At 71.5% G+C, this 20,561-nt stretch carries 18 protein-coding genes; 8 read left to right on the forward strand and 10 right to left on the reverse strand.

The genetic code is table 11. From position 1 onward, the window contains the following. Nucleotide 1: 1 nt before the first annotated feature. Complete coding sequence (locus ACIN94_RS06480) at nucleotides 2–481, reverse strand: hypothetical protein (protein WP_400700459.1); 480 nt, start codon at nucleotides 479–481, stop codon at nucleotides 2–4. Nucleotides 482–548: 67 nt separating this feature from the next. Continuing rightward, nucleotides 549–1,313 (reverse strand): alpha/beta hydrolase, encoded by a 765-nt coding sequence (locus tag ACIN94_RS06485; RefSeq protein ID WP_400700461.1) that lies wholly within the window; start codon nucleotides 1,311–1,313, stop codon nucleotides 549–551. 147 nt (nucleotides 1,314–1,460) lie between these two features. Here ACIN94_RS06485 and ACIN94_RS06490 point away from each other — a divergent pair, with 147 nt between their 5' ends. Genes ACIN94_RS06490 through crcB form a run of 4 tightly spaced genes read left to right on the forward strand, consistent with a single transcriptional unit; the run spans nucleotide 1,461 to nucleotide 3,393 of the window. Continuing rightward, complete coding sequence (locus ACIN94_RS06490) at nucleotides 1,461–2,165, forward strand: lysophospholipid acyltransferase family protein (RefSeq protein ID WP_400700463.1); 705 nt, start codon at nucleotides 1,461–1,463, stop codon at nucleotides 2,163–2,165. A 24-nt stretch (nucleotides 2,166–2,189) separates the two neighbouring features. After that, nucleotides 2,190–2,678 carry a fluoride efflux transporter FluC gene (locus tag ACIN94_RS06495; protein ID WP_400700465.1) on the forward strand — a complete coding sequence of 163 codons (489 nt, stop codon included), beginning with the start codon at nucleotides 2,190–2,192 and terminating at the stop codon, nucleotides 2,676–2,678. Next, entirely contained in the window at nucleotides 2,675–3,034 is a 360-nt protein-coding gene (locus tag ACIN94_RS06500; protein ID WP_400700467.1) for a DUF190 domain-containing protein, read from the forward strand. Before ACIN94_RS06495 ends, ACIN94_RS06500 begins: the two co-directional genes overlap by 4 nt. Continuing rightward, nucleotides 3,031–3,393, forward strand: coding sequence for a fluoride efflux transporter CrcB (crcB, locus tag ACIN94_RS06505; RefSeq protein ID WP_400700469.1), 363 nt, complete (start codon nucleotides 3,031–3,033; stop codon nucleotides 3,391–3,393). Before ACIN94_RS06500 ends, crcB begins: the two co-directional genes overlap by 4 nt. Before the next feature lie 35 nt (nucleotides 3,394–3,428). On the opposite strand, the gene ACIN94_RS06510 is transcribed toward crcB, so the two are convergent. From ACIN94_RS06510 to ACIN94_RS06530, 5 genes are all read right to left on the reverse strand, one after another. Further along, nucleotides 3,429–4,463, reverse strand: a complete 1,035-nt coding sequence (locus ACIN94_RS06510; RefSeq protein ID WP_400700471.1) for an acetylxylan esterase — start codon at nucleotides 4,461–4,463, stop codon at nucleotides 3,429–3,431. A gap of 83 nt (nucleotides 4,464–4,546) precedes the next feature. Further along, nucleotides 4,547–5,410, reverse strand: coding sequence for a homocysteine S-methyltransferase (gene mmuM, locus ACIN94_RS06515; RefSeq protein WP_400700473.1), 864 nt, complete (start codon nucleotides 5,408–5,410; stop codon nucleotides 4,547–4,549). 142 nt (nucleotides 5,411–5,552) lie between these two features. Continuing rightward, nucleotides 5,553–7,184, reverse strand: coding sequence for a DUF885 domain-containing protein (locus ACIN94_RS06520; protein WP_400700475.1), 1,632 nt, complete (start codon nucleotides 7,182–7,184; stop codon nucleotides 5,553–5,555). 60 nt (nucleotides 7,185–7,244) lie between these two features. Beyond that, a complete protein-coding gene (locus ACIN94_RS06525) occupies nucleotides 7,245–9,560 on the reverse strand; it encodes a VIT domain-containing protein (RefSeq protein WP_400700477.1) in 2,316 nt (771 codons plus the stop codon). Next, nucleotides 9,557–10,222 carry a MerR family transcriptional regulator gene (locus tag ACIN94_RS06530; RefSeq protein ID WP_400700479.1) on the reverse strand — a complete coding sequence of 222 codons (666 nt, stop codon included), beginning with the start codon at nucleotides 10,220–10,222 and terminating at the stop codon, nucleotides 9,557–9,559. The genes ACIN94_RS06525 and ACIN94_RS06530 overlap by 4 nt, the downstream gene beginning before the upstream one ends. Before the next feature lie 110 nt (nucleotides 10,223–10,332). On the opposite strand from ACIN94_RS06530, the gene dps reads away from it, so the two are divergent. Next, entirely contained in the window at nucleotides 10,333–10,800 is a 468-nt protein-coding gene (dps, locus tag ACIN94_RS06535; RefSeq protein ID WP_400700481.1) for a DNA starvation/stationary phase protection protein Dps, read from the forward strand. A 249-nt stretch (nucleotides 10,801–11,049) separates the two neighbouring features. On the opposite strand, the gene ACIN94_RS06540 is transcribed toward dps, so the two are convergent. Beyond that, entirely contained in the window at nucleotides 11,050–12,006 is a 957-nt protein-coding gene (locus ACIN94_RS06540) for a zinc-binding dehydrogenase (protein WP_400700483.1), read from the reverse strand. Between the two features lie 175 nt (nucleotides 12,007–12,181). Then, on the reverse strand, nucleotides 12,182–15,280 hold the full coding sequence (locus ACIN94_RS06545) for a P-loop NTPase fold protein (RefSeq protein WP_400700485.1): 3,099 nt from the start codon (nucleotides 15,278–15,280) through the stop codon (nucleotides 12,182–12,184). A gap of 210 nt (nucleotides 15,281–15,490) precedes the next feature. Here ACIN94_RS06545 and ACIN94_RS06550 point away from each other — a divergent pair, with 210 nt between their 5' ends. The 3 genes from ACIN94_RS06550 to ACIN94_RS06560 all read left to right on the forward strand — a co-directional run bounded on the left by ACIN94_RS06550 (nucleotide 15,491) and on the right by ACIN94_RS06560 (nucleotide 19,382). Then, on the forward strand, nucleotides 15,491–16,438 hold the full coding sequence (locus ACIN94_RS06550; RefSeq protein ID WP_400700487.1) for a lactonase family protein: 948 nt from the start codon (nucleotides 15,491–15,493) through the stop codon (nucleotides 16,436–16,438). A gap of 67 nt (nucleotides 16,439–16,505) precedes the next feature. Continuing rightward, nucleotides 16,506–18,047 (forward strand): N,N-dimethylformamidase beta subunit family domain-containing protein, encoded by a 1,542-nt coding sequence (locus ACIN94_RS06555; RefSeq protein WP_400700489.1) that lies wholly within the window; start codon nucleotides 16,506–16,508, stop codon nucleotides 18,045–18,047. 309 nt (nucleotides 18,048–18,356) lie between these two features. Further along, nucleotides 18,357–19,382, forward strand: a complete 1,026-nt coding sequence (locus ACIN94_RS06560; RefSeq protein ID WP_400700491.1) for a 6-phosphofructokinase — start codon at nucleotides 18,357–18,359, stop codon at nucleotides 19,380–19,382. 150 nt (nucleotides 19,383–19,532) lie between these two features. Here ACIN94_RS06560 and ACIN94_RS06565 read toward each other — a convergent pair whose 3' ends face one another. After that, nucleotides 19,533–20,381 (reverse strand): MHYT domain-containing protein, encoded by an 849-nt coding sequence (locus tag ACIN94_RS06565; RefSeq protein ID WP_400700493.1) that lies wholly within the window; start codon nucleotides 20,379–20,381, stop codon nucleotides 19,533–19,535. Nucleotides 20,382–20,561 lie beyond the last annotated feature (180 nt).

A 20,561-nucleotide genomic window follows, 5' to 3' on the forward strand; every position in this document is an offset into this window, starting at 1 on the left:
GTCAGATGACCGCGCCGTCGTCCCAGCCGGAGTCGTTGGGCGGCCCGTCGCCCATCCGTACCACCAACGCCACGAAACCGCCGATGAACGCCGCGACCGCGCCGAACAGCATCCAGCCCTGCAGGTTCCAGTTCAGGGCGGCGCTGAGCAGCAGGTAGGCCGGGCCGCCGAAGAGGCCCAGCCATGCGATCTTGGTGGCGGTGTCCGTCTTGGGCAGCGGGGGTGGCGGTGGAGGGACGTAGTGGCCCTCGTCGTCGGGGCCCTCCGGTCCGGCCTCGTCGCCGGTGTCGTCGCCGGTGAAGTCCTCTTTCGCCGGCGGCCGATCGTCCTCGCCCGACTGCCTGACCACGCGTCGGAGAGGTTCGGGGGGCAGGTTCTCACTGTCCGGCCACGGCTGGTCGGCCGCGTCGCGTTCAGCGGTGTCGTTGAAGGACGCAACGATCTGACGCCAGACCTCGTCCTCATCGCTTTGAGGTGTCACTTAGCTGGACTCGCTACTCATCGGTCGGCCCACTTCCTCCCGGAAACCGCGCATCCCCCACTCGCGATCAGTCTCTCTGCAAGGGTACTGAGGCGTTCGCCTGGATGAACTCCAGGCTCCCCGCAAAGATCCGATCCGCGTCGTTGTCGAGCGTCGCGACGTGGTAGCTGTCGTTGAGCTCCACCACATTAAGATTCCCCCCGCTCAGCCTCTCACGCAGGATACGCACACTGGCCGGTTTCACCACATGGTCCTGCGGGCTGTGGAAGACCAGCACCGGCTGGGTGACCCTGTCCAGCTCCGCCTGGGTCAGTGCCCACAGCCGGGGAAGGCCGGCCGCGGCCCTGACCGGCGTGCGTGCGTAGCCTAGCTCGGTCGCCCCCGCCTTCTTGATGTCACCCGCCACACCCGGCACCGACGAGACCACCAGCCCGAGCAGCCGCGCCACCCTGAGCAGCGGTACGTCGTTGGTCACCGACGGATTGACGATCACCAGCCCCCTGATCCCCTCACCGTGGACCTCGGCCAGCCGCAGCGCCATGCACCCACCCAGCGACAGGCCCATCACGAAGACCTCCGCGCAGCGGCCACGCAGGTCCGCCAGGGTCTTGTCCAGTTCGGCGTACCAGTCCTCCCAGCGGGTGCGGTTCATCTCCTGCCAGGTGGTGCCGTGGCCGGGCAGCCGGGGGAGCGCCACGGTCACGCCCGCCGCGGCCAGGTATTCGCCCCACGGCCGCAGTGACTGGGGCGATCCGGTAAAACCGTGGCAGAGCAAGACGCCGATCTGCCCACCTTTGTGGTGGTACGGCTCTGCGCCGGGCATGACTGGCATCGCAGCTCCTTGTAAGGTTCGCCCGATCGTCGCACGAGTGAGGCGTATTTTGCGAGAGGTCGATATGAGTGGTTTCGCAATGTAGTTGGCCGGGACCGAAGGTGCGAAGATAACTCCAGGTCCCCCCGTCGATCGAAGGAGTATCGCGTGTTCTACTGGGTGGTGAAGGCCATCCTCTGGCCCTTCCTCCATTTCGTCTTCCGTCCGTGGGCGGAAGGGGTGGAGAACGTGCCCAAGGAGGGACCGGTAATCCTGGCCGGCAACCACCTGTCGTTCGCCGATCATTTCTTCGGCGCGCTGTTCCTGCCACGCAAGGTGATCTCTCTCGGCAAGTCCGACTACTTCACCGGCCGCGGAGCGAAGGGCATTCTCAGCCGCGCCTTCTTCAGCGGCGTCGGGACCGTTCCCATCGACCGCTCGGGCGGCAAGGCCAGCGAGGCGGCCCTGCGCACCGGCAAGCGCGTGCTGGGCGAGGGACAGGTGCTCGCCATCTACCCCGAGGGCACCCGATCCCACGACGGCCGCCTCTACAAGGGCAAGACCGGTGTGGCCCGGCTGGCCCTGGAATCGCGTGTGCAGGTCATCCCCTGGGCGATGGTCAACACCTTCGAGATGATGCCTCCGGGCCGCCTCCTCCCCAAGCTGGGCATCCGCCCGGGGGTGAAGTTCGGCAAGCCGCTGGACTTCACCCGCTACTACGGGATGGAGGAGGACCGTCTCGTCCTGCGCGCCGTCACCGACGAGATCATGTACGCGCTGATGGAGCTCTCCGGCCAGGAATATGTCGACAGGTACGCCGCGAGCGCCAAGGTCGAGGCCGCCCGCCTGGCGAAGGAAGACGGCGGAGACTGAAACGGGTGGGGGCCTGTGGCCGAGATGTCTGACACACCCGGTCGTCATGCGCTCGGGCCGGGTATCGATCCCGGCGCCGGCCTGCGCGCGGGGCTGCGCCGGATACCGTGGGCGACCCTCGGTGCGATCTCGGCCGGCGGTGTGCTCGGGGCGCTGGCCCGTCACGGTCTGGTCGTCGCGTTCCCGCATCCCGCCGGAGGTTTCGCCTGGGCCACCTTCGGCGTCAACGTGGCCGGATGCCTGCTGATCGGCGTGCTGATGGTGCTGGTCACCGAGACCTGGCGGGTCCACCGGCTGGTCCGGCCGTTCCTGGGAGTCGGGCTGCTCGGCGGGTTCACCACGTTCTCCACCTACGTCACCGACATCACCGGCACCGCCGCCGCGGGTGCCCCGGGGACCGCCCTGCTCTACCTGGCGGCCACGGTGATCGCCGCACTGGCCGCGGTCTACGCCGGGACGTCCCTGACGCGCGCGATCATCCGCGGGAAGAAGCCGGACGGAGGCCGATCATGAAGCTCCAGGGGCCGGCCCTCCGGCTGACGATCTTCATAGGTGAGAACGACCGGTGGAACCACCGGCCGCTCTACCACGAGATCGTGCACCGGGCCCACCGGGCCGGGCTGGCCGGGGCCAGCGTGATGCGCGGCATCGAGGGCTACGGTGCCTCCAACCGCGTCCACACCACCCGGATCCTGTCGCTGTCGGAAGACCTCCCGCTTGTCATCGTCATCGTCGACGCCGAAGAGCCGGTGCGGGCGTTCCTCCCCCAGTTGGACGGGCTGGTCGACGAAGGACTGGTCATCGTCGACGCGGTCGAGGTGATCCGCTACGTCGGCCGGTCGGGCGACCCCGACCCGGGGGCGGGGTGAGCCTCCTGATGGTCGCGCTCGGCGCCGCCGCGGGCGCGCCGCTGCGCTACCTGACCGACCGGGCCGTCCAGGCCCGCCACGACACGCTGTTTCCGTGGGGCACCTTCACGGTCAACGTCATCGGGTCGGCCCTCCTGGGATTCCTGACCGCCCTGTCGATGAACGGCACCGTGATGGAGCTGGTCGGTACCGGCTTCTGCGGCGCGCTCACCACCTACTCCACCTTCAGCTACGAGACGCTGCGGCTGGCCGAGGACGGAGCCCGCCTGTTCGCTCTGGCGAACGTCGCCGCCAGCATCGTGGCCGGCCTCGCCGCCGCCTTCTGCGGGATGTCCCTGGCCCAGGTGCTCGTCACCTGACGGCGCCTGAGACGTAACGACCGCGCGGTCGTCACCTACGGCCTCAGCGGTCCCGGCAGGCCGTCGGCGGTGCCCTCGGAGCCGGAACCGGCGGCGGCCCACCGCCCGGACGGCAGGTCACGTGCCACCTTCAGCTGCTCGGCCACCTGGGCGGAATCACCGCCCTCGTGACCGTTGAACCGCCACACGCGGATGTCCTTGGGGCCCGCGTAGTGGTTGTAGGCGGCGAAGACGGTGGAGGCGGGGGTGATGCCGTCGCGCAGGCCGACCGAGAAGAGGGCCGGGGTGGTGTTGCGGGCGGCGAAGTTCACGCCGTCGAAGTGGTCGAGGGTGGTGAAGACCTGGTCGAGATGGTGGCGGTTGGTCTGCAGGAAACGGCCGAGCTCGGCGTAGGGCTCCTCGTCGGTGATCTCGGCGGCGCGGCGGATGTGGGACATGAACGGCACGTCGATGAAGGCGAACAACAAGCCGGGGACCAGCGCGCTGACGGCCATCGCGAGGGCGCCGCCCTGGCTGCCGCCCGAGACGACGACACGGGAGGCGTCCACCAGCGGATGGGCGCGCGCGGCTTCGACAGCACGGACACCGTCGGTGTACAGGCGGCGGTAGTAGTAGTCGTCGGGGTCGAGCACGCCCTGGGTGAGCTTGCCGCTCACCTGCGGCCCGGTGCCGCCCATCGGGTCGGCGGTGTCGCCCGCGCGCCAGCCGCCGCCCTGTCCCCGGGAGTCCATCACCAGGACCGCCCACCCGGCCACCGGCCAGGTCAGCCAGTCGTGCGGCAGGCCCCGGCCGCCGTTGTAGCCGATGTACTGCACCACGCATGGCAGCGGGCCCTCGGCCGCGGCGGGCACCAGCAGCCAGCCCCGGATCTCGTGTCCGCCGAAGCCCGCGTAACGGACGTCGAAGCAGCGCACTAGCGCCAGGCCGGCCTCCACCTCGGTGAAGACGGCGTTCAGGTCGTGCCGCCGCGTCTCGGTCAGGGTCCGCTCCCAGAAGGTGTCGAATCCGGCGGGCTCGCGGCGCTCGGGCCGGTACTCTCTGAGCTGCTCAAGGGGCATGTCGACGAACACAGAAGTCTCCCGGGGTGAAACGTTCCTCAGTGAGAAACCGGGTGAGCCGACGACGTACGGCCCCCGGCGGTCGGGGGCCGGGCTCAGCCGGCACCCAGGTGCTCGCGGATCTGGCGGATGTGCTCGGGGGTGGTGCGGCAGCAGCCCCCGATGAAGGCGGCCCCCGCGGCGTGCCACTCGGCCGCCGCCGCGCCGAACTCGACCGGGTCGGCCAGCCCGAGCCAGCGGCGGTCCACGGCGTCCCAGGTCTCACCGGAGTTCGGATAGACCATCACCGGCTTACCCTCGATCCGGTCGATGAGGCTGAGAATGTGGCGGGGGGCCGTGCAGTTGACGCCGACGGCGATCACCTGTGGGTTGCCGGCGAACAGCGCGGCGGCGTCCTTGAGCGGGGTGCCGTCGCTGAGGTGCTCGCCGTCGCGGCAGGAGAAGCTCACCCACGCCCGCATCCCGGGCGTCTCGGTGAGCAGCCGGCCGAGCGCCCGGGCCTCGGCATAGGACGGGATGGTCTCGCAGGCCAGCAGATCGGCACCGCTGCCGGCCAGGATGTGCCAGCGGTCCCGGTGCCAGGAGGTCAGACCGTCCTCGTCGAGGTCGTAGTCGCCGGTGTACTCGGCGCCGTTGGCCAGGTAGGCCCCGTAGGGCCCGACGCTGGCGGCCACCGTTCCGGTGCCGTGGAGGTCCCGGGCCTCCACGGCCAGGCGCACCGACAGCACGATCAGCTTCTCGGCCTCGTCCGCGCCGAGTCCCCGGCGTACGAACGCGGGGATGCTCGCCTGGTAACTCGCCGTGGTCGCCACCTCGGCCCCGGCGGCGAAGTAGTCGAGGTGCGCCTGCCTGATCAGCGAGGGATCCTCCAGCAGGAGCTTCGCCGACCACAGCCCGTCTCGCAGGTCGGCGCCGAGCGCCTCCAGATGCGTGGCCAGCCCGCCGTCCAGAATCACCATCTCGCTCCTTCAGGTCACTTGTACCGGTGCCCGGACCCGCCGGCGACCTGCTCGTCCTGGAACACCTCCCGCGCGGCCGGGACACCGACCGCCGGAGATCGTCATGCCGGGTCCTCGCGGCCCGGAGGGGATTCTGTCCGGGTCAGTCGATCCTACGCAGGGCGTCGGCCAGACCGGACAGACCCACCGGGCCGAGCTCCAGGGCCGCGGTGTGCCAGCGGCGTAGGTCGAAGCCCGCGCCCAGGCGCTGCCGGGCCTCCTCGCGGGCGGCCAGCCAGGCGCGCTCACCGAGTTTGTAGGAAGGAGCCTGGCCCGGCCAGCCGAAGTAGCGGACCACCTCGGCGTGGACCCGGTGCGGTTCGCCGCGGCCCCGGTCACGCAGCACCTCGCAGGCCTTGTCGAAGGTCCACTTCGAGCCGTCGGGGAGCGGCAGGTCCAGGTGGACGCCGATGTCGATGACCACCCGTGCGGCCCGCAGTGCCGACCCGCCGAGCATGCCCAGCCGGGTGCCCGGCTCGGTGAACCAGCCCAGCTCGTCGGCCAGCCGCTCGGCGTAGAGCGCCCAGCCCTCGCCGTGCCCGCTCACCCAGGAGTTCTTACCGAAGCGCGACAGGCCGTCCCCGGCCACGCGGGTGGCCCCGAGCTGGAGGTGGTGACCGGGCACGCCCTCGTGGAAGACGGTGGTCAGCTCGTTCCAGGTCTCGAACCGGTTCCGGTCGCCGTTCACCGGCCACCAGGTACGGCCCGGCCGTGACAGGTCCTCGCTCGGCGAGGTGTAGTAGGCCGCCCCCGAGGTCGAGCCCAGGGCCAGCGTGACGTCCACCCGGCGCAGTGGCTCGGCGATGTCGAAGTGGGTGCCGTGCAGTTCCTCGACCGCCCGGTCGTGACGCTCCTGCAGCCAGCCCCGGTAGGCGTCCAGGCCCTCGACGTACTGCGTCTCGTTCAGAATCGCGGTCGCCTCCTCCACCGAGGCGCCCGGCTGTACCCGCTGCGCCTCGACGGCCAGCTCGGCCTCGATACGGGCGAGCTCGGCCCAGCCCCACTCGTAGGCGTCCACCAGGTCGATGTCGGCGCCCAGGTTGAGCCGGGCGGCCACCGCGTAGCGTTCGGCGCCGACCGCGTCCTCCCGCGTGGCCCGGGGCGCGTAGTCCTCGCGCAGGTAGCGGGCGGCCTCGGCGTAGGCGGCGTGCGCGGCCGCGGCGCCCCGGTCCAGCTCGCCGCGGACCGGGCCGTCGCCGTAGCCCGTCACGAACTCCCGGTGCGTGCCGCCGGTGGCGAACAGGTCGAGCTGTACGGCCAGCTCCAGCGCCTGACGGCGGGCCGCCGGCAGGTCCTGGGCAAGACCCGACTCCAGGCTCGCCCGCCAGCCGTCCAGCATCTGCGGGACGGCCGAGAGCCGGGCCGCCACGTCACGCCACTGGTCGTCGGTGCCGTGCGGCAGCAGGTCCACGCTGTCGCGCAGGTCGGTGACCAGCCCGAACGGTGCCTGCACCGCGCGGAGCGGCTCGCCGATCTCGTGCCAGGCGAGCTCGGCCTCAAGCCGCTCGCGCAGGTGCGCCGCAGCCCGCACGTCCGCCTCACCCTGTGGCTCCAGGGGGGTGAGCCTGCCCAGCGTCTCGCTGATCAGGGCGGCTCGGGCGGCGTGGCCGTCCGGGCTGTAGTCGGTGGCTGCGGCGAACGGGACGTCGAGGCCGTCCATCCCCGCGTCGACCGGGTCGAGCGCCGCCGAGCGGGAGACATATTCATCGCAAAGGGCAAAAATCGGGCTGGTCATCCCGGCACCCTAGCCGACCTGACCTGGGGAGTCACTCCATAATCGACATGTCCTGACTCCTCAGATTGTGTCGTGCTTTTTCCAGAACGGGCGCCGCTCCCCGGGCCGGCTCAGCGCCTCCAGCCCGTCGACGGCCCGGCGCCACAGCGTCTCCACGTCCCCGCCGGACTGCAGTTCTCCGGCCAGGGCCTCAAGCTCCGCGTGACCGCCCAGGTAGACCGCCAGGGCCGCCAGGCGGCTGCCCAGGTCCGCCAGGTAGCGGAGCCGGTCGGCGGCGCCGAGGGACTCGGCGGCGCGCAGCCGCTTCAGCTCCTCGTCGATCACGTCCCGGGGGAGCCCCCTCGGGCCGGTACGCGCCGTCCCCGGCGTGGGGCTAGGTGACATCATCCTGCCGCGCGCGGTTCCGGGCGCCATGTTCCACTCCACGCCGCCCATTCCGTCGGCCGCGAACATCGGGGCCACGCCGGGGGCCGCCGGTCCGGCCGCCTGCGGCTGGGCCATCGAGGCCAGCATCATCGGCGCCGCCGTGACGATCGGGCTCTCCCAGCCGCTGGGCAGCTCCACCGGCTGGATTATGTGGTGCCCCGGCCCGCCCTCGGCGACCACCGTGCTGTCGACCGCGACGAACGCGGTGAACCGGCAGAGCACGCCGTACCTGAGCGAGATCTCGACGATCTCCTCCTCCAGCGAGTGGTCACCCGCGGCATAGCGGTCCTCCAGGGCACGCAGCCGGGCCCGCGCCCAGATCGCCCGCGTCGCGGGACTGTCCACGCGTGTTCCGGCGACCCGCCGCTCCCACGGCTGTCCGGCCGCGTCCAGCCCGTGTACGGCCAGCGTCCCGGCTGCGGCACCCCGGTAGCGCCCCAGGACGGTGAGCGGCACCCCCGGGTAGATCGAGCCGAGATGGCTGACCGTGCCGGGGATCAGGTCGAGCCCGCCGGCCTTGAGGGACAGGTCGGTGACCAGGGGGGCACCGATCCTGTGGTGGATGTGCTCCATCGCCTCGTCCAGGCGGTCTTCCGACTCCACCAGCTCGCACCGTCCCGCACCCAGCCCGGCCAGTCTGCCGAGGAATCCGGCGTTGACCGCCCGGTCGATGCCGACCGTGTGCACCCGCATCCCGGCCAGCCTGGCACCGGCCCGCTCCAGGATCTGGTCCTCGTTGCCGACCTGCCCGTCGGTGACGAGCACCAGGACCCGGTCCCGAGTGGAGTCGGCGAGCAGCGCGACGGCCTGCTCCAGCGGGGCCAGTATCTCGGTGCCGCCGCGCGCCTCCAGCCGGGCGAGGTGTTCCACCGCCCGGTAGCGGTTGCGGTCGGACGCCTCCGACAGTCCCTCGCCGAGCCCCTCGGGCCGTTCCACCACGGTGTCGAAGGAGAGCACCGCGAACCGGTCACCGCCGGTGAGCGTGTCGACGATGCGGGCGGCGGCACGCCGGGCGGCGACCATCTTCCAGCCGGTCATGCTGCCCGAGCGGTCCAGCACCAGCACGACGTCCTTCGGAGTGGCCGTGACCTGTGCCTGCTCGGGGACGAGAGCCAGCGTGAACGTGCCCTCCTCGCCGTCGCCGCCGTCGGGAACCAGCGCCAGCGAGGTGGAGGCGTCGAAGTACAGGCGCAGGATGAAGTCGCGGTCCAGCCGCTCGCCCGGCTGGAGGCGGACCGTGTCTCCCTCCTCCTGGATCACGTGCAGGCTGGAGCGGACCTCGCGCAGCTCCAGCCCGGCAGGGTCGACGGAGACCGCGAGCGAGAGCCGTACCGGGTTGGGGAAGCCGGGCAGCAGCACCGGGGGTGTGATCCTGGAGGCGTCCGGGACCGCGCCGGTGTCCGGGGACCAGCCGCTGCCCGCCTGCTCCCCGTCGAGCGGGGTGCCGGGGATGTAGCGGGGGGCGACGACCAGCGGGAAGCGGAAGGTCGCCGCGCCATCCTCGTAGGGGAGTGGCTGGTTGAGCGTGAGACGCACGGTGACCCGCTCGCCCGGCACGATGTTGCCGACCCTGATGGTGAAGACGTCGGGCCGGTCCTCCTCGGCGATCGCGGCCCGCCTGCCCTCGGCGAGCGCCCGGTCGTAGTCGGCCCTGGCCTGGCCGCGCTCCTTGAGGATCCCCTCGATGACCCGCCCGTCGGCCTCCATCCTGAAGGCGGTGACGGCGGCCCGGTCGGGCAGCGGGAAGACGTAGGTCGCCTCAAGCGCCACGTCGTGCGGGTTGCGGAAGCCCTGGACCACCTCGACCCCGGCGATCAGCCCGGACACGGCGGAGGTGACGTCCACGCTCTCCAGCGGCAGGTTGCCGCGCTCGGTGACGAGTGTTCCCAGCCCGGCGTCCGGAACGGGCTCGCACTCTTCGGGCCGTAGCGTTGCGATAGAGGTGATCATGGCGATTTCCCTTCGGCAGGTGCGAGGTCGTGTCTGCGCAGGACCGCCAGGAGCGCCTCGGAAGCGGTGGTGATCTCGGCGAGGTCCTCGGGTGTGGGCGTACGGCCGCCGCCGTCGAGCAGCAGCGTCACGCCGGTCGCCAGCCGTACGCCGTGGACGGTCACGGCGGGCGGGTGGGGTGGTGGTGTGGCAGGTCCAGGTGAGGTGGACCGGGACGCGGCCGGGGTGGGCGTGCCCATCCGTGGTGTGGCCGGTCCCGATGTGACGGGGGCGGTCTGCTCCGAGCCGGAGGACGGTGAGGCGGGCTCAGCCCAGAAGCGCGGGCGCGCCGTTCTGGGCACGGCCGGCTCGGCCGGAGTCTCCGGGATGCCGGCGATCGACTCCAGGGCCTGGTCGTCGGCCCCGGCGAGCTCGGCCTGGATCTGGGCGATCGTCCGGCCGTCGGCCTGGCGTCGCTTGATGGCGATGAGCTGGAGGAGGTGGCGCCGGCCGTAGAGGGCGACGCGACCGCGGCGGGCCGACGGCGGGTCGAGCAGCCCGATCGTGGAGTACCACCGGATGAGGCGCTCGTTGGGCACGTCCCTGACCCGCCCGTTGAGCTGGGCGGTGGGGGTCAGCGCCGCGGAGGCCCGCTCCGCCAGTTCACCGATGGTCCATTCCATCTATCGATAGTGACACTGCAATAATGACAGTGTCAACATAAGAGAGAGGGAAATGGGTAGGGGCGTTTCAGCACAAATAGGAAACTGGTCTCGAAACGGGGAGATATTCCATGTCCACGATCACCAGCCCGCTCAAGCCCGAAGACAAGAAGGCCGTCGCCACCGCGCTCCAGGGCGCGCTCATCGACCTGCTCGACCTGTCACTCCTGACCAAGCAGGCCCACTGGAACGTGATCGGTCACAACTTCCGTTCCGTGCACCTGCAGCTCGACAAGATCGTCTCGGCGGCCAGGAAGCACGCGGACACTGTCGCCGAGCGCGCGGTGGCCCTCGGGTGCAACCCCGACGGCCGGTCTTCCACGGTGGCCAACACGACAGAGGTGCCGCAACTGGAGACGGGCTACATCAACGACGGCAAGGTCATCGCCGCCATGACGGACATCCTCGGATCCATCATCCGCCGGATGCGCGAGCGCATCACCGCCACCGAAAAGCCCGACCTGGTCACCCAGGACCTCCTGATCGAGATCACGCGGGACCTGGAGAAGCACCACTGGATGATCGAAGCCCAGCGCTAGACCATCCCGCCGCACCAGGCGCCCCGGAGCCCACGGTCCGGGGCGCCTTCTTCTGTCCTCAGGCCCCCATGCCGGTTGTTCCTCGAAGGAGCAGCGGCCAAGGGTGATGCTTGATCTGTGGGGATTTTCCTTCTGAGAGAAGGAAAATCCTCACAGATCAAGAAAAAGGCCTGCTCGCCGCCTTGCCTGAAGGGAGATGGCGCACGGTATGCCTGTTCTGTCGGCACATCCACCTTCGGATCAGGGGCCTCACGGGCGGACCTCCAGCAGGGTTTTTCCCACGGTGGCCCGTGACTGGATCGCCGCGTGGGCGTCGGCTGCCCGGTCCAGGGGGAACCGCTGTCCGATCACCGGCCGCAGCCGGCCGGCCGCCGCCTCGGCGAGCGCGCTCAGGGTGAACGCGCGCATCTCCTCGGGAGTCGCCGACGGCCGCACCAGGGCGACCCCGCGTTCCGCGGCGACCTCATTGGAGACGGGCGTCCATTCGCCGCTGGCGAGCCCGAAGCTGAGCATCCGTCCGCCGGGCTCGACCAGTTCGAACGCCGATCGGCTGATGGCGCCGCCGACCCCGTCGAAAACGACGTCCACCCCGCCGACGGCCTCACGCACCCGCTCTGTCCAACCCGGCTCAAGGTAGTCGACGGCCACGTCGGCGCCCAGGTCACGCGCCAGCCCGGCCTTGCGCGCGCCGCCGGCCGCCGCGACGACCCTGGCGCCGGCGGCCTTGGCGAGCTGGACCAGCAGGGTGCCGACGCCGCCCGCGGCGGCCTCGACCAGCACGCGTTCACCGGGGCGCAGCCCGGCCGCCCGGACCAGGGACGTCGCCGTGCGCCCGTCGGCCAGCAGTGCCACCGCCGTGTCGAGCTCCAGACCGTCCGGCACCTCGATGAGCCCGGCGGCGTCCACCGCGACGTGCTCGGCGTAGCCGCCCGAACCGCCGGTGCTGCTGATCACCCGCCTGCCGACCAGCTCCCCGGCGACTCCGGCGCCGACCGACGTGACCGTTCCGCCGACGCCGTTACCCGGGACCCTGGGCAACTCCGTTCTGAACGGGCCGGTGCCCGCGCGCATCTGGGTCTCCACGAAGGTGATGTTGGCGAACGCCACCTCGATCAATGCCTGCCCGGCTCCCGCCACCGGTTCGGCTGTCTCCGCCGCGACGAGCACCTCCGGCCCGCCGAACTCCTTCAACCACACCGCGCGCATGAGGGTCCCCTTCGACCGGTTCGATTCCCGCGCCCCAAGCCTGCAACCTCAACCGAAGTCGAGGTCAACCGCCATCGCCTCGGACCCGGGGAGACGCGGAACGCCCTGGGAGGGGCGGTGACCGGTGAGGGAGTGTCGTACGGCGATCGGTACCCACCACGCCGGTCCCCGGCGCTCAGAGGAGGTGGCGGGCGAGGTCGGCGATGGGGTGGGGGGAGGAGAGCAGGTCGCGCAGGGAGTCCAGGTGGGCGCTGCCGGGGGCGGAGGGATCGGCCAGCCCCGTCTCGTGGACGGCCCGCTCCCAGTCCCGGCCGTCGCCGGCGGCGCGTTCGAGCCGCTGCAGCACGCTCATTCCCCCGGTCTCCTTGACCAGTAGCGACAGCAGGTGCGGCCAGTGGATGGTCAGCGCCGCGAGCTTGGCCACCTCGCCGTCGGAGGCGGGTGCCGCTCCGGCGAGCGTGCGCCGGTAGACGAGGAAGGAGTAGAAACGGAAGACGTTCACGTAGCGTTTGATCTCGCGCGGGTTGAAGAACGTCATGACCGGGAGCATGAGCTCGATCGCCCGGTAGGCGTTCTCGTCGCTGTAGAGGTCGTCGAAGACCCGGTCGGCCGCCTCGCGCGTCGCCGAGGCCAGCCCGCCGATCGCGTCCAGGGCCTCGATACCCAGGACCTCCTGGGCCCGCCTCGCCGCCTCGTCCAGGCTCGCCGCCGTCGGCCGCAGCGCCCAGATCGCGTCTTCCAGGCGGCTCACCAGCGCCGGATCCGGGGGCTCCACCGGCCCTGGCGGGGGTATGGCCGGCGGCACGTCGACCGGCGCGCGCGGCTCCGGCATGGCCCCGGTCCCAGGCCCAGGCCCAGTCTCGGTCTCGGTCCCCGTCCCGGTCCCGGCCTCGCGTGACCATGGTCCCGGTCCCCGCGACGGCTGACCATGCCGGCGCGCCAGGTCCTCGCCGGGAGCGGAGCCCCCGGCGGCCCCGCCGGTCTCGGGCATCCCCAGCAGGGCCCGCACGAAGCCGGGCAGCCGGTCGGCGTCGTCCAGCAGCGGCACGCTCAGCGGCAGCTGAACGATCTTCTCCAGGAAGCGCCAGCCCAGCCCGGACCGCCCGCCGCCGGGAAGCGTCTCCACCAGCTCCGGATAGGCGGCCTCCACGTGCGCGACCACCACCTCCGGCTCCATGGCCAGCACGAACACACAGTTCGGGAACTCCCCGGCGAGGAACAGGTTGATCGCCTCGATGACCTGCGCCACCGTACCCGGCGAGCACCGGTCCAGGTCGTCGACGAACACCACCAGCGGCCGTTCCTGGGTGGCGACCAGGTCGAGCACCTGCCGCATGTCGCTCTGCACCAGGTGCAGGAAGCCCGTCCTGGAACCGTAGCCGGGGTTGGTCACGGCCTCGGTGACGAACCCCTCGGCCGTGCTGGAGGAGAGGCCGGGGGAGAGCAGGTCAGGCTGGCGGACCAGCTCGCGGAAGGCGGTGTCCGCCGACTCCCCGAAGAACCTCGCGAGCCGTACGGCTCCCGCCCCCACCACCGCCACCGAGCCCGCCGTGCCGACCGTGGCGGCCGCGGTCCCCAGGAAGGCGCCGAACGCGGGCAGCAGCGTGGCGGCGGCGAGGAGGGCGCCGGTGAGGACCAGGGTGGCGACCAGGCCGAGGGCCAGCGGGGCCAGCCGGGTCATCGCCAGGTGGTAGGCGCGCCGGCGGACCGCCTCCCGGTCGATCCTGGCGAGGTTGAGCTCCAGCCAGAACCGTTCCCGCTCCGCGCGGGGCAGCCGCCGGGTGACCTGGCTGATGATCTCGTGGGCGAGCCCGGCCCACACCTGCTCGCCGTTCTGGTACATCCACGGGTTGAACCAGACCGTCGGCCGCCAGTCCGCCCGCCGCAGGGGAAGGGTCCCCGGCTCGGCCTGCCCGGCGCTCTCCCGGGGCCGCTGCCCGGCTCTGGCCAGCACCTCGGCGTTGGTCAGGGCCTTGTCCCCGCGCGTGCCGGGCAGGTGGATCTCGGCGGGGTGGTCTCCGGCCGCCCCGGGATCCAGCAGGTCCTGGATCATCCGCATCAGGGAGGTCTTGCCGGTGCCCCACGGTCCCTTGACGCCGATCGTCAGCGGGGGCCGGGTCTCGGGGTGGCGGACGAACGCGGCGATGGCCTCGGCGTAGACGCGGTGCCCGAGCTGGTCCTCGGTCGTCCACCGGTCGGCGGTGAGCCTGGCCCGCGGCCGTACGGCGCGCTGCCCGGCCCGCAGGCGGCGCAGCACCGCGGAGGTCCGGGCGCGCTCGGCCGCCGACAGCCGCGAGTAGCCGAACGCCCGCACGTCCGGATGGACGAACGTGGTCGTCTCGCCGAGCAGCCCCCAGCGCCTGAGCTCGGTGGCGTCGCCGAGGACCTCGTCGATCGACTCGCCCTCATCGAGGAGGGAGGCCTTGCGCAGCAGTTCCCTGGCCGGTCCGTTCAGGTGGAGCTCGTAGATCCGCCGGACGATCTCGACGCCCGAGGCCGGGGGTGAGGGATCGCCGAGCATGGCCAGCACGTGCGCGAAGGCGGCGTGGGGCGGGGCGGACGGATCTGGGGCCCGGGTCAGGGCGACATCCGCGACGGCGCCGTAAGTGATCAGGATGGGGGTACGGGCGGAGGAGAGGGTCTCGTAGTGGCGCAGCGCGTAGGCGTGCAGGTCGCCGACGGTGATGACCCCGTCGTCGTCGAGGTCGGCGGCCCGGGTCGCCAGCCCTTCGGCGAGAACGCCGGTCAGGCTGTGCGCGGGGCCGGGGGCCGTCTCGTCGAGATTCAGGGTCAGGGTCAGCGCCGCCGCGGCTACCCGGGGCTCTCCCGCCACAGCGAGCTGCCGGACCGGCGCGGCGGCTCTCTCCAGGGCGCTCCAGCCGAAATCCATGACCAGCAGTACGGCGGCCGCCAGCGATTCGCCGACCTGCCGGCCGAACGCGCCGATCATCGACCCGAGCTGTCCCGAAGTCCAGCCGTTGTCGCCGGGCAGCCGGACCACCAGCAGATCCCGCTCCTGAGCCGACCGCAGGAAGTCCCACACCCGCTCGGCGTCGGCGCGCGCCCCCCGGCTGTGCCCGGTGTCGACGGCGAAGCCCTCGGCGCGGAGCGCGCCCACCAGGCGCACGTCCGGCGAGGTGGCGCCGGGGACCGTGATCGGTGTGGAGCCGGAGGCGGCGTCCGGCGGCGAGTCGAGGAACACCAGGGCTCTGCGAGCGCCCACCCGGGAGGTGGCTGCGGAGATCGGATTGGCGGACGCGAGTCCCTCGCTCAACAGTGCTCCCGTCTTGACGATGACGTAAGCCCACTGTGGACGCCCGGACGTCGCCGCATGCGGATCTTGGCGATAGGGCGACCAGTTTTGGGAAACGCTTACCTCCGGGTTTCCGGAAGGTCCGTGCCGGGACCGTCAGCCCGCGGACCGGCTTATAAGGATGATCGGTTCCGGGCGGTATAAGTTGCCCCATCGCGCTGAAATAGGAGCATGATGGCTGAGCTTGCGTATATCGGTGGATACACCCCCGACACCGGCGGGTCGGGCGCCGGGATCACCCTGGTGGAGCTGGAGAGCCTCGCACGGCTCGGCGAGACGGGGGCCTCGGGGCCGTCCTTCCTCGCGGCCCACCCCCGGCTCCCGGTCCTGTACGCGGTGGGGGAGGGCGAGCGGGGCACGGTGGCCGTCTTCGCCCGCGCCGCCGGCGGCGCCCTGACCTTGACGGCCCAACGGCCCAGCGAGGGATCGTTCCCCTGCCACCTGGCCGTCGACCCGTCGGGCACCCTGCTCGCGGTGGCCAATTACGGCGACGGCACGGTGAGTGTGCACGGGATCGACCGGGATGGCCTGCTCACCGACGTGTCGACCTTCCCCTACCGGGAGGGCGCCCACGCCCACCAGGCCGTTTTCGGCCCCGACGGCGTGCTGTACGTGACCGACCTGGGCGCCGACGAGGTCCGCCGGTACCTCGTCGACGGCGAGGTGCAGCCGCATCCCGGCGGCCCGGTACGGCTCGCGTCCGGTATGGGCCCCCGGCACATGGCCCGGTCCGGGGAGCACTGGTACGTCGCCGGGGAGCTGGACGGCACGGTCCGTGTCTACGACGACGGCTGGCGCGAGCTCCGGGCCGTCCCCGCCAGCGCCACCGAGGGCGACAACCATCCCTCGCATCTGGAGGTGTCCGGTGGATCCGTCTACGTCGGCAACCGCGGGCCCGACACGATCTCGGTGCTCTCCGCGCCCACCCTGGACCCGATCGCCGAGGTCGGCTGCGGCGGTGTCTGGCCGCGGCACTTCGCCCTCGCCGGCGACCGGATGTACGTGGCCAACCAGCGCTCCGACGGCATCGCCGTACTGAGGATGGAGGATGGGATCCCCAGGTTCGAAGGAGAGGTGTTCGCGGCGGCCACTCCCTCGTGCGTGCTGTTGCCCGACTGATGCCAAGAACCGTCCAAATACCGTGCGGGAGATCTCCGGCACGGACATGATGTCGATCATGCTCCGAGTGCCCACGCGTCTGGTCGTCGTGCTGACGGCGGCCCTGGTGGCCGTTGGATGCGGCGTCACCGCCGATCCCGCCTCCGCTCCCGCTGTTCATGTGACGCCGGCTCCCTCCCTCGCGGACGGTGCCGGCGGGGTGGGGCGAGCGGGCACAGCCGACGCCACCGAGACGGCGAGGAACGCCGTCGTGGCGGAGAACGCCCGAGCGGGCGACCCGCGCTGGCGGGTGCGCGACCTCGGCGCCGCGCACGAGATCGAGGGTTTCGCCGACCGGGTGAGCGTGCTGCCGGGGGAGCGCTTCCGGCTGTACGTCTCGACCACGGCCCGCCGCTACACCGCCAGGGCCTTCCGGATGGGCTGGTACGGCGGAGCCGGGGCCCGGCAGGTCTGGGAGTCCGCCGGGCTGCCCGGCACGAGGCAGGCTCCGCCCAGGACGGTCGCCGCCACTCGCACGGTGACCGCCGCCCACTGGAGGCCGGGTCCCGAGGTGGACACCTCCGGCTGGCCCGAGGGCTCCTACCTGATCCGGCTGGACGCCGCCACCGGAGGCCGGCGCTACGTCCCCCTCACCGTCAGATCCGCCTCCACCCGGGGGCGCCTGGTCGTCGTCAACGCGGTCACCACCTGGCAGGCCTACAACGACTGGGGCGGCCGCAGCCTTTACCACGGTCCCGGCGGGTTCGCGGACCGGTCCCGCGCGGTCAGCTTCGACCGCCCCTACGACACCTCCGGTGCCCGGCTCTTCCTGGACATGGAACGCGACGCCGTCGAGCTCGCCGAGCGCGACGGACTCCCCCTCGCCTACGTCACGGACCTGGAGCTCGACCGCGACCCCCGTGTCCTCGACGGCGCCCGGGGCCTGGTCTCCCTGGGACACGACGAATACTGGTCGGCGCCCATGCGCCGCACCGTCGAGGCCGCCCGTGACCACGGCACCAACATCGCCTTTCTCGGCGCCAACGCCGTCTACTGGCGGATCCGCTTCGCCGCGACGCCACTGGGCCCCGGCCGCCTCGTCATCTGCCACAAGGACGCCGCCGAGGACACCTGGACGGTTCTGTGGCGTGAGAGCGGGAAGCCGGAGAGCTCGCTGACCGGCCCGATGTACGACTGCTTCCCCTCCGAGTCCGCCTACGTGGTCCACCGCCCCGGCAACTGGATCTTCAAGGGGACCGGGGTGCGGCGCGGCACCGTGTTCCCCGGCATGGCGGGGGTGGAGACCGACAGGGTCGGCGCGGGCGCGCCCCGCCCCATGGAGGTCCTGTCGGTCTCTCCGGTCGCCTGCGGAGGCCGGTCCACGGTCGCGCACAGCGCCTACTACACCGTGCCGAGCGGCGCCGCCGTGTTCAGCTCCGGCACGATGCGCTGGGTGTGCGCGATGCGGGGCGCCCGCTGCGGCCACGGCGTCACCGGACGGGCCGGTGTCTTCGTCCGGAAGGCCACGAGGAACCTTCTGCGGGTCTTCGCGGCCGGCCCGGCCGGGCGCAGCCATCCGGCCCGCGACAACCTCGAATCCCTGGGGCTGGCCGGACCGGCGCCCCGCTGAGGAGGGCCGGTCCGGGGCGCCCGGGCCGCCGACGTCCGGGTGTACGGCAGGGCCGCGTGGAGTGGCGGCCCGCGGAAACGGGAGGCATGGAGAAGACTGGGAGGAGAAGAAGACGTCTCACGACCTCGGCCGTTCCCACGCCGCCGGTGAGAACCGGCGGCCGACAGATCAGGACTCCATCCATTTGGTCTAGACCATTGGCCTCATCACCGGGCAGAATGCGTTGCGTCGGCGATGGAAATCCCTCGCCGGCCGCGTCACCCCGCCTAATCTGGCCGTCTTGCCTCGGAACCACCACCGGAGGATGCCATGCGTATTGGAGTGCTAACCGGGGGCGGCGACTGCCCCGGCCTGAACGCCGTTATCCGCGCAGTCGTGCGCAAGGGGGTCAGCGTCTACGGGCACGAGTTCGTCGGATTCCGCGACGGCTGGCGTGGCCCGCTCGAAGGCGACACCATGCCGTTGGACATCCAGGCCGTGCGGGGCATCCTGCCACGCGGCGGCACGATCCTTGGCTCGTCTCGGACCAACCCGATCAAGATTGACGGCGGCGTTGAGAAGATCAAGGACAATCTGGCCGAGGCCGGGGTCGACGCGCTGATCGCGATCGGCGGTGAAGACACCCTGGGCGTCGCCAAGCAGCTCTTCGACAAGGGTGTGAAGGTCGTCGGCGTGCCGAAGACGATCGACAACGACCTCAACGCCACCGACTACACCTTCGGCTTCGACACCGCCGTCAACATCGCCGTCGAGGCGATCGACCGGCTGCACACCACCGCCGAGTCCCACCACCGCGCGCTGATCTGCGAGGTCATGGGCCGCCATGCGGGCTGGATCGCCCTGCACGCGGGCATGGCCGGCGGCGCCAACGTCATCCTCATCCCGGAGAAGCCCTTCGACATCGACCGGGTGTGCGCCTACGTCGAGTCCCGCTTCAAGACCCGCTACGCGCCGATCATCGTGGTCGCGGAGGGAGCCCATCCGGTCGAGGGCCAGATGGCGTTGCAGGCGGGCGAGCTCGACTCCTTCGGCCACGTCCGGCTGGGCGGCATCGCTGAGCTGCTCGCCAAGGAGATCGAGAAGCGGACCGGCAAGGAGGCCCGCACCACCGTGCTCGGTCACATCCAGCGCGGAGGCACGCCCACGGCCTTCGACCGGGTGCTGGCCACCCGGTTCGGCCTGCAGGCCATCGACGCCGTGCACGACGGGAACTTCGGCGTCATGGTCGCGTTGCAGGGCACCGACATCGTCCGGGTCGGTCTCGCCGAGGCCACCAACGAGCTGAAGACCGTGCCGGTCAGCCGCTACGAGGAGGCCGAGGTCTTCTTCGGCTGACACACCGCCGGTGAGGGGCCGCCCCGCGATCCGAGCGGCCCACAAGCGGCCCGCCGTAGCCTCGCGCGACGGACGGCGACGGTCCGGCCCCCTCCGGCGTACGGCTTGCGCCCCGATCCTGCGGCCCGTGGCGGCGCAGGCCGTACGGCATCAGCCGCCGGAGTCGAACAGCGAGGGCCGCTTCGGCGTTCCGGTCTCCGGCGCGGCCGGCGCGGGGGGCTGTGCCGTGTCACGCAGGGTCTCCAGCCGGGCCAGCAGCGCGGCGTCGTCCTCCTGCTCCTGCTCCGAGGGGGAGAGGACGACGGCCAGCAGCAGGCCGAGCGTCAGCAGGCCGAGCACGACCAGGGCGGGTAGGAGGAAGTCGGCGCCCCGTGCCCCGGCGACCGGCGCCGGGGAGATCTGGGGCTGTACCTCCATCGCGAACATGCCGACGTAGTGCATGCCGCATACCCCGCTGGCCATGATCAGGGCCGCGCCGGCGGTGGCGAGCGGGCCGCTGACCCGCTGGGTGAACCAGAGCGCCACGGTCGAGGCGGCGATCGCGATCACCACCGAGAGCCCCACGAACAGCGGGTCGTAGGAGACGTGCGCCGACATGTTCATCGCGAACATGCCGCTGTAGTGCATCCCGGCGACGCCGAGACCGGTGAGCAACCCTCCGCCGAGAAGGGGAACCAGCCTCTCGCCCCCGCGGGAGGTCAGGAACAGCGCCGCGCAGACCATGACCACCGCCGGCACCGCCGAGCCGACCGTCATAGGCACGTCGTAACGGATCTGACCGCCCGGGGTGAACCCCATCATGGCGACGGAGTGCATGCCCCAGACACCGGTGCCGCCGATGGAGAGGGCCCCGCCGATCAGCCGCCGCGCCCGGGACGGACCCGTGGCACTCCGTGCCCTCGCGGCGAGCAGGAGACCGAGCATGCATCCGATGCCCGACATGACGTAGGCCAGCACGGGGGTGAGCAGGCCGTAGGAGAAATGGTCTACGTGGGACATGGTCCAGTTCTCTGTGAGGGGAAACGGTGATTATTGCAGTCGGCCGTCGTCCCCCGCGGAACCACAGACGCGCCGGGTCCGCCCACGGCACCTCCGCGGTGCCGTCGAGCGGGCCCTGACAGGTCATGAGGGCGACTAAAGTAGCGAGGTCGAGCCTTTGTCTTTACGGGACCGCGCGCG

Origin of the sequence: Streptosporangium sp. NPDC087985 (assembly GCF_044741965.1) — a bacterium.
Classification (GTDB): Bacteria; Actinomycetota; Actinomycetes; order Streptosporangiales; family Streptosporangiaceae; genus Streptosporangium.

Excerpts from the sequence above, each read along its gene's own strand:
- ACIN94_RS06560 (WP_400700491.1), top strand. The coding sequence starts at position 18,357 with ATGCGTATTGGAGTGCTAACCGGGGGCGGCGACTGCCCCGGCCTGAAC.
- ACIN94_RS06565 (WP_400700493.1), bottom strand. The coding sequence starts at position 20,381 with ATGTCCCACGTAGACCATTTCTCCTACGGCCTGCTCACCCCCGTGCTG.
- ACIN94_RS06520 (WP_400700475.1), bottom strand. The coding sequence starts at position 7,184 with ATGACCAGCCCGATTTTTGCCCTTTGCGATGAATATGTCTCCCGCTCG.
- ACIN94_RS06550 (WP_400700487.1), top strand. The coding sequence starts at position 15,491 with ATGATGGCTGAGCTTGCGTATATCGGTGGATACACCCCCGACACCGGC.
- mmuM (WP_400700473.1), bottom strand. The coding sequence starts at position 5,410 with ATGGTGATTCTGGACGGCGGGCTGGCCACGCATCTGGAGGCGCTCGGC.
- ACIN94_RS06525 (WP_400700477.1), bottom strand. The coding sequence starts at position 9,560 with ATGATCACCTCTATCGCAACGCTACGGCCCGAAGAGTGCGAGCCCGTT.
- ACIN94_RS06485 (WP_400700461.1), bottom strand. The coding sequence starts at position 1,313 with ATGCCAGTCATGCCCGGCGCAGAGCCGTACCACCACAAAGGTGGGCAG.
- ACIN94_RS06540 (WP_400700483.1), bottom strand. The coding sequence starts at position 12,006 with ATGCGCGCGGTGTGGTTGAAGGAGTTCGGCGGGCCGGAGGTGCTCGTC.
- ACIN94_RS06500 (WP_400700467.1), top strand. The coding sequence starts at position 2,675 with ATGAAGCTCCAGGGGCCGGCCCTCCGGCTGACGATCTTCATAGGTGAG.
- ACIN94_RS06530 (WP_400700479.1), bottom strand. The coding sequence starts at position 10,222 with ATGGAATGGACCATCGGTGAACTGGCGGAGCGGGCCTCCGCGGCGCTG.
- ACIN94_RS06495 (WP_400700465.1), top strand. The coding sequence starts at position 2,190 with ATGTCTGACACACCCGGTCGTCATGCGCTCGGGCCGGGTATCGATCCC.
- dps (WP_400700481.1), top strand. The coding sequence starts at position 10,333 with ATGTCCACGATCACCAGCCCGCTCAAGCCCGAAGACAAGAAGGCCGTC.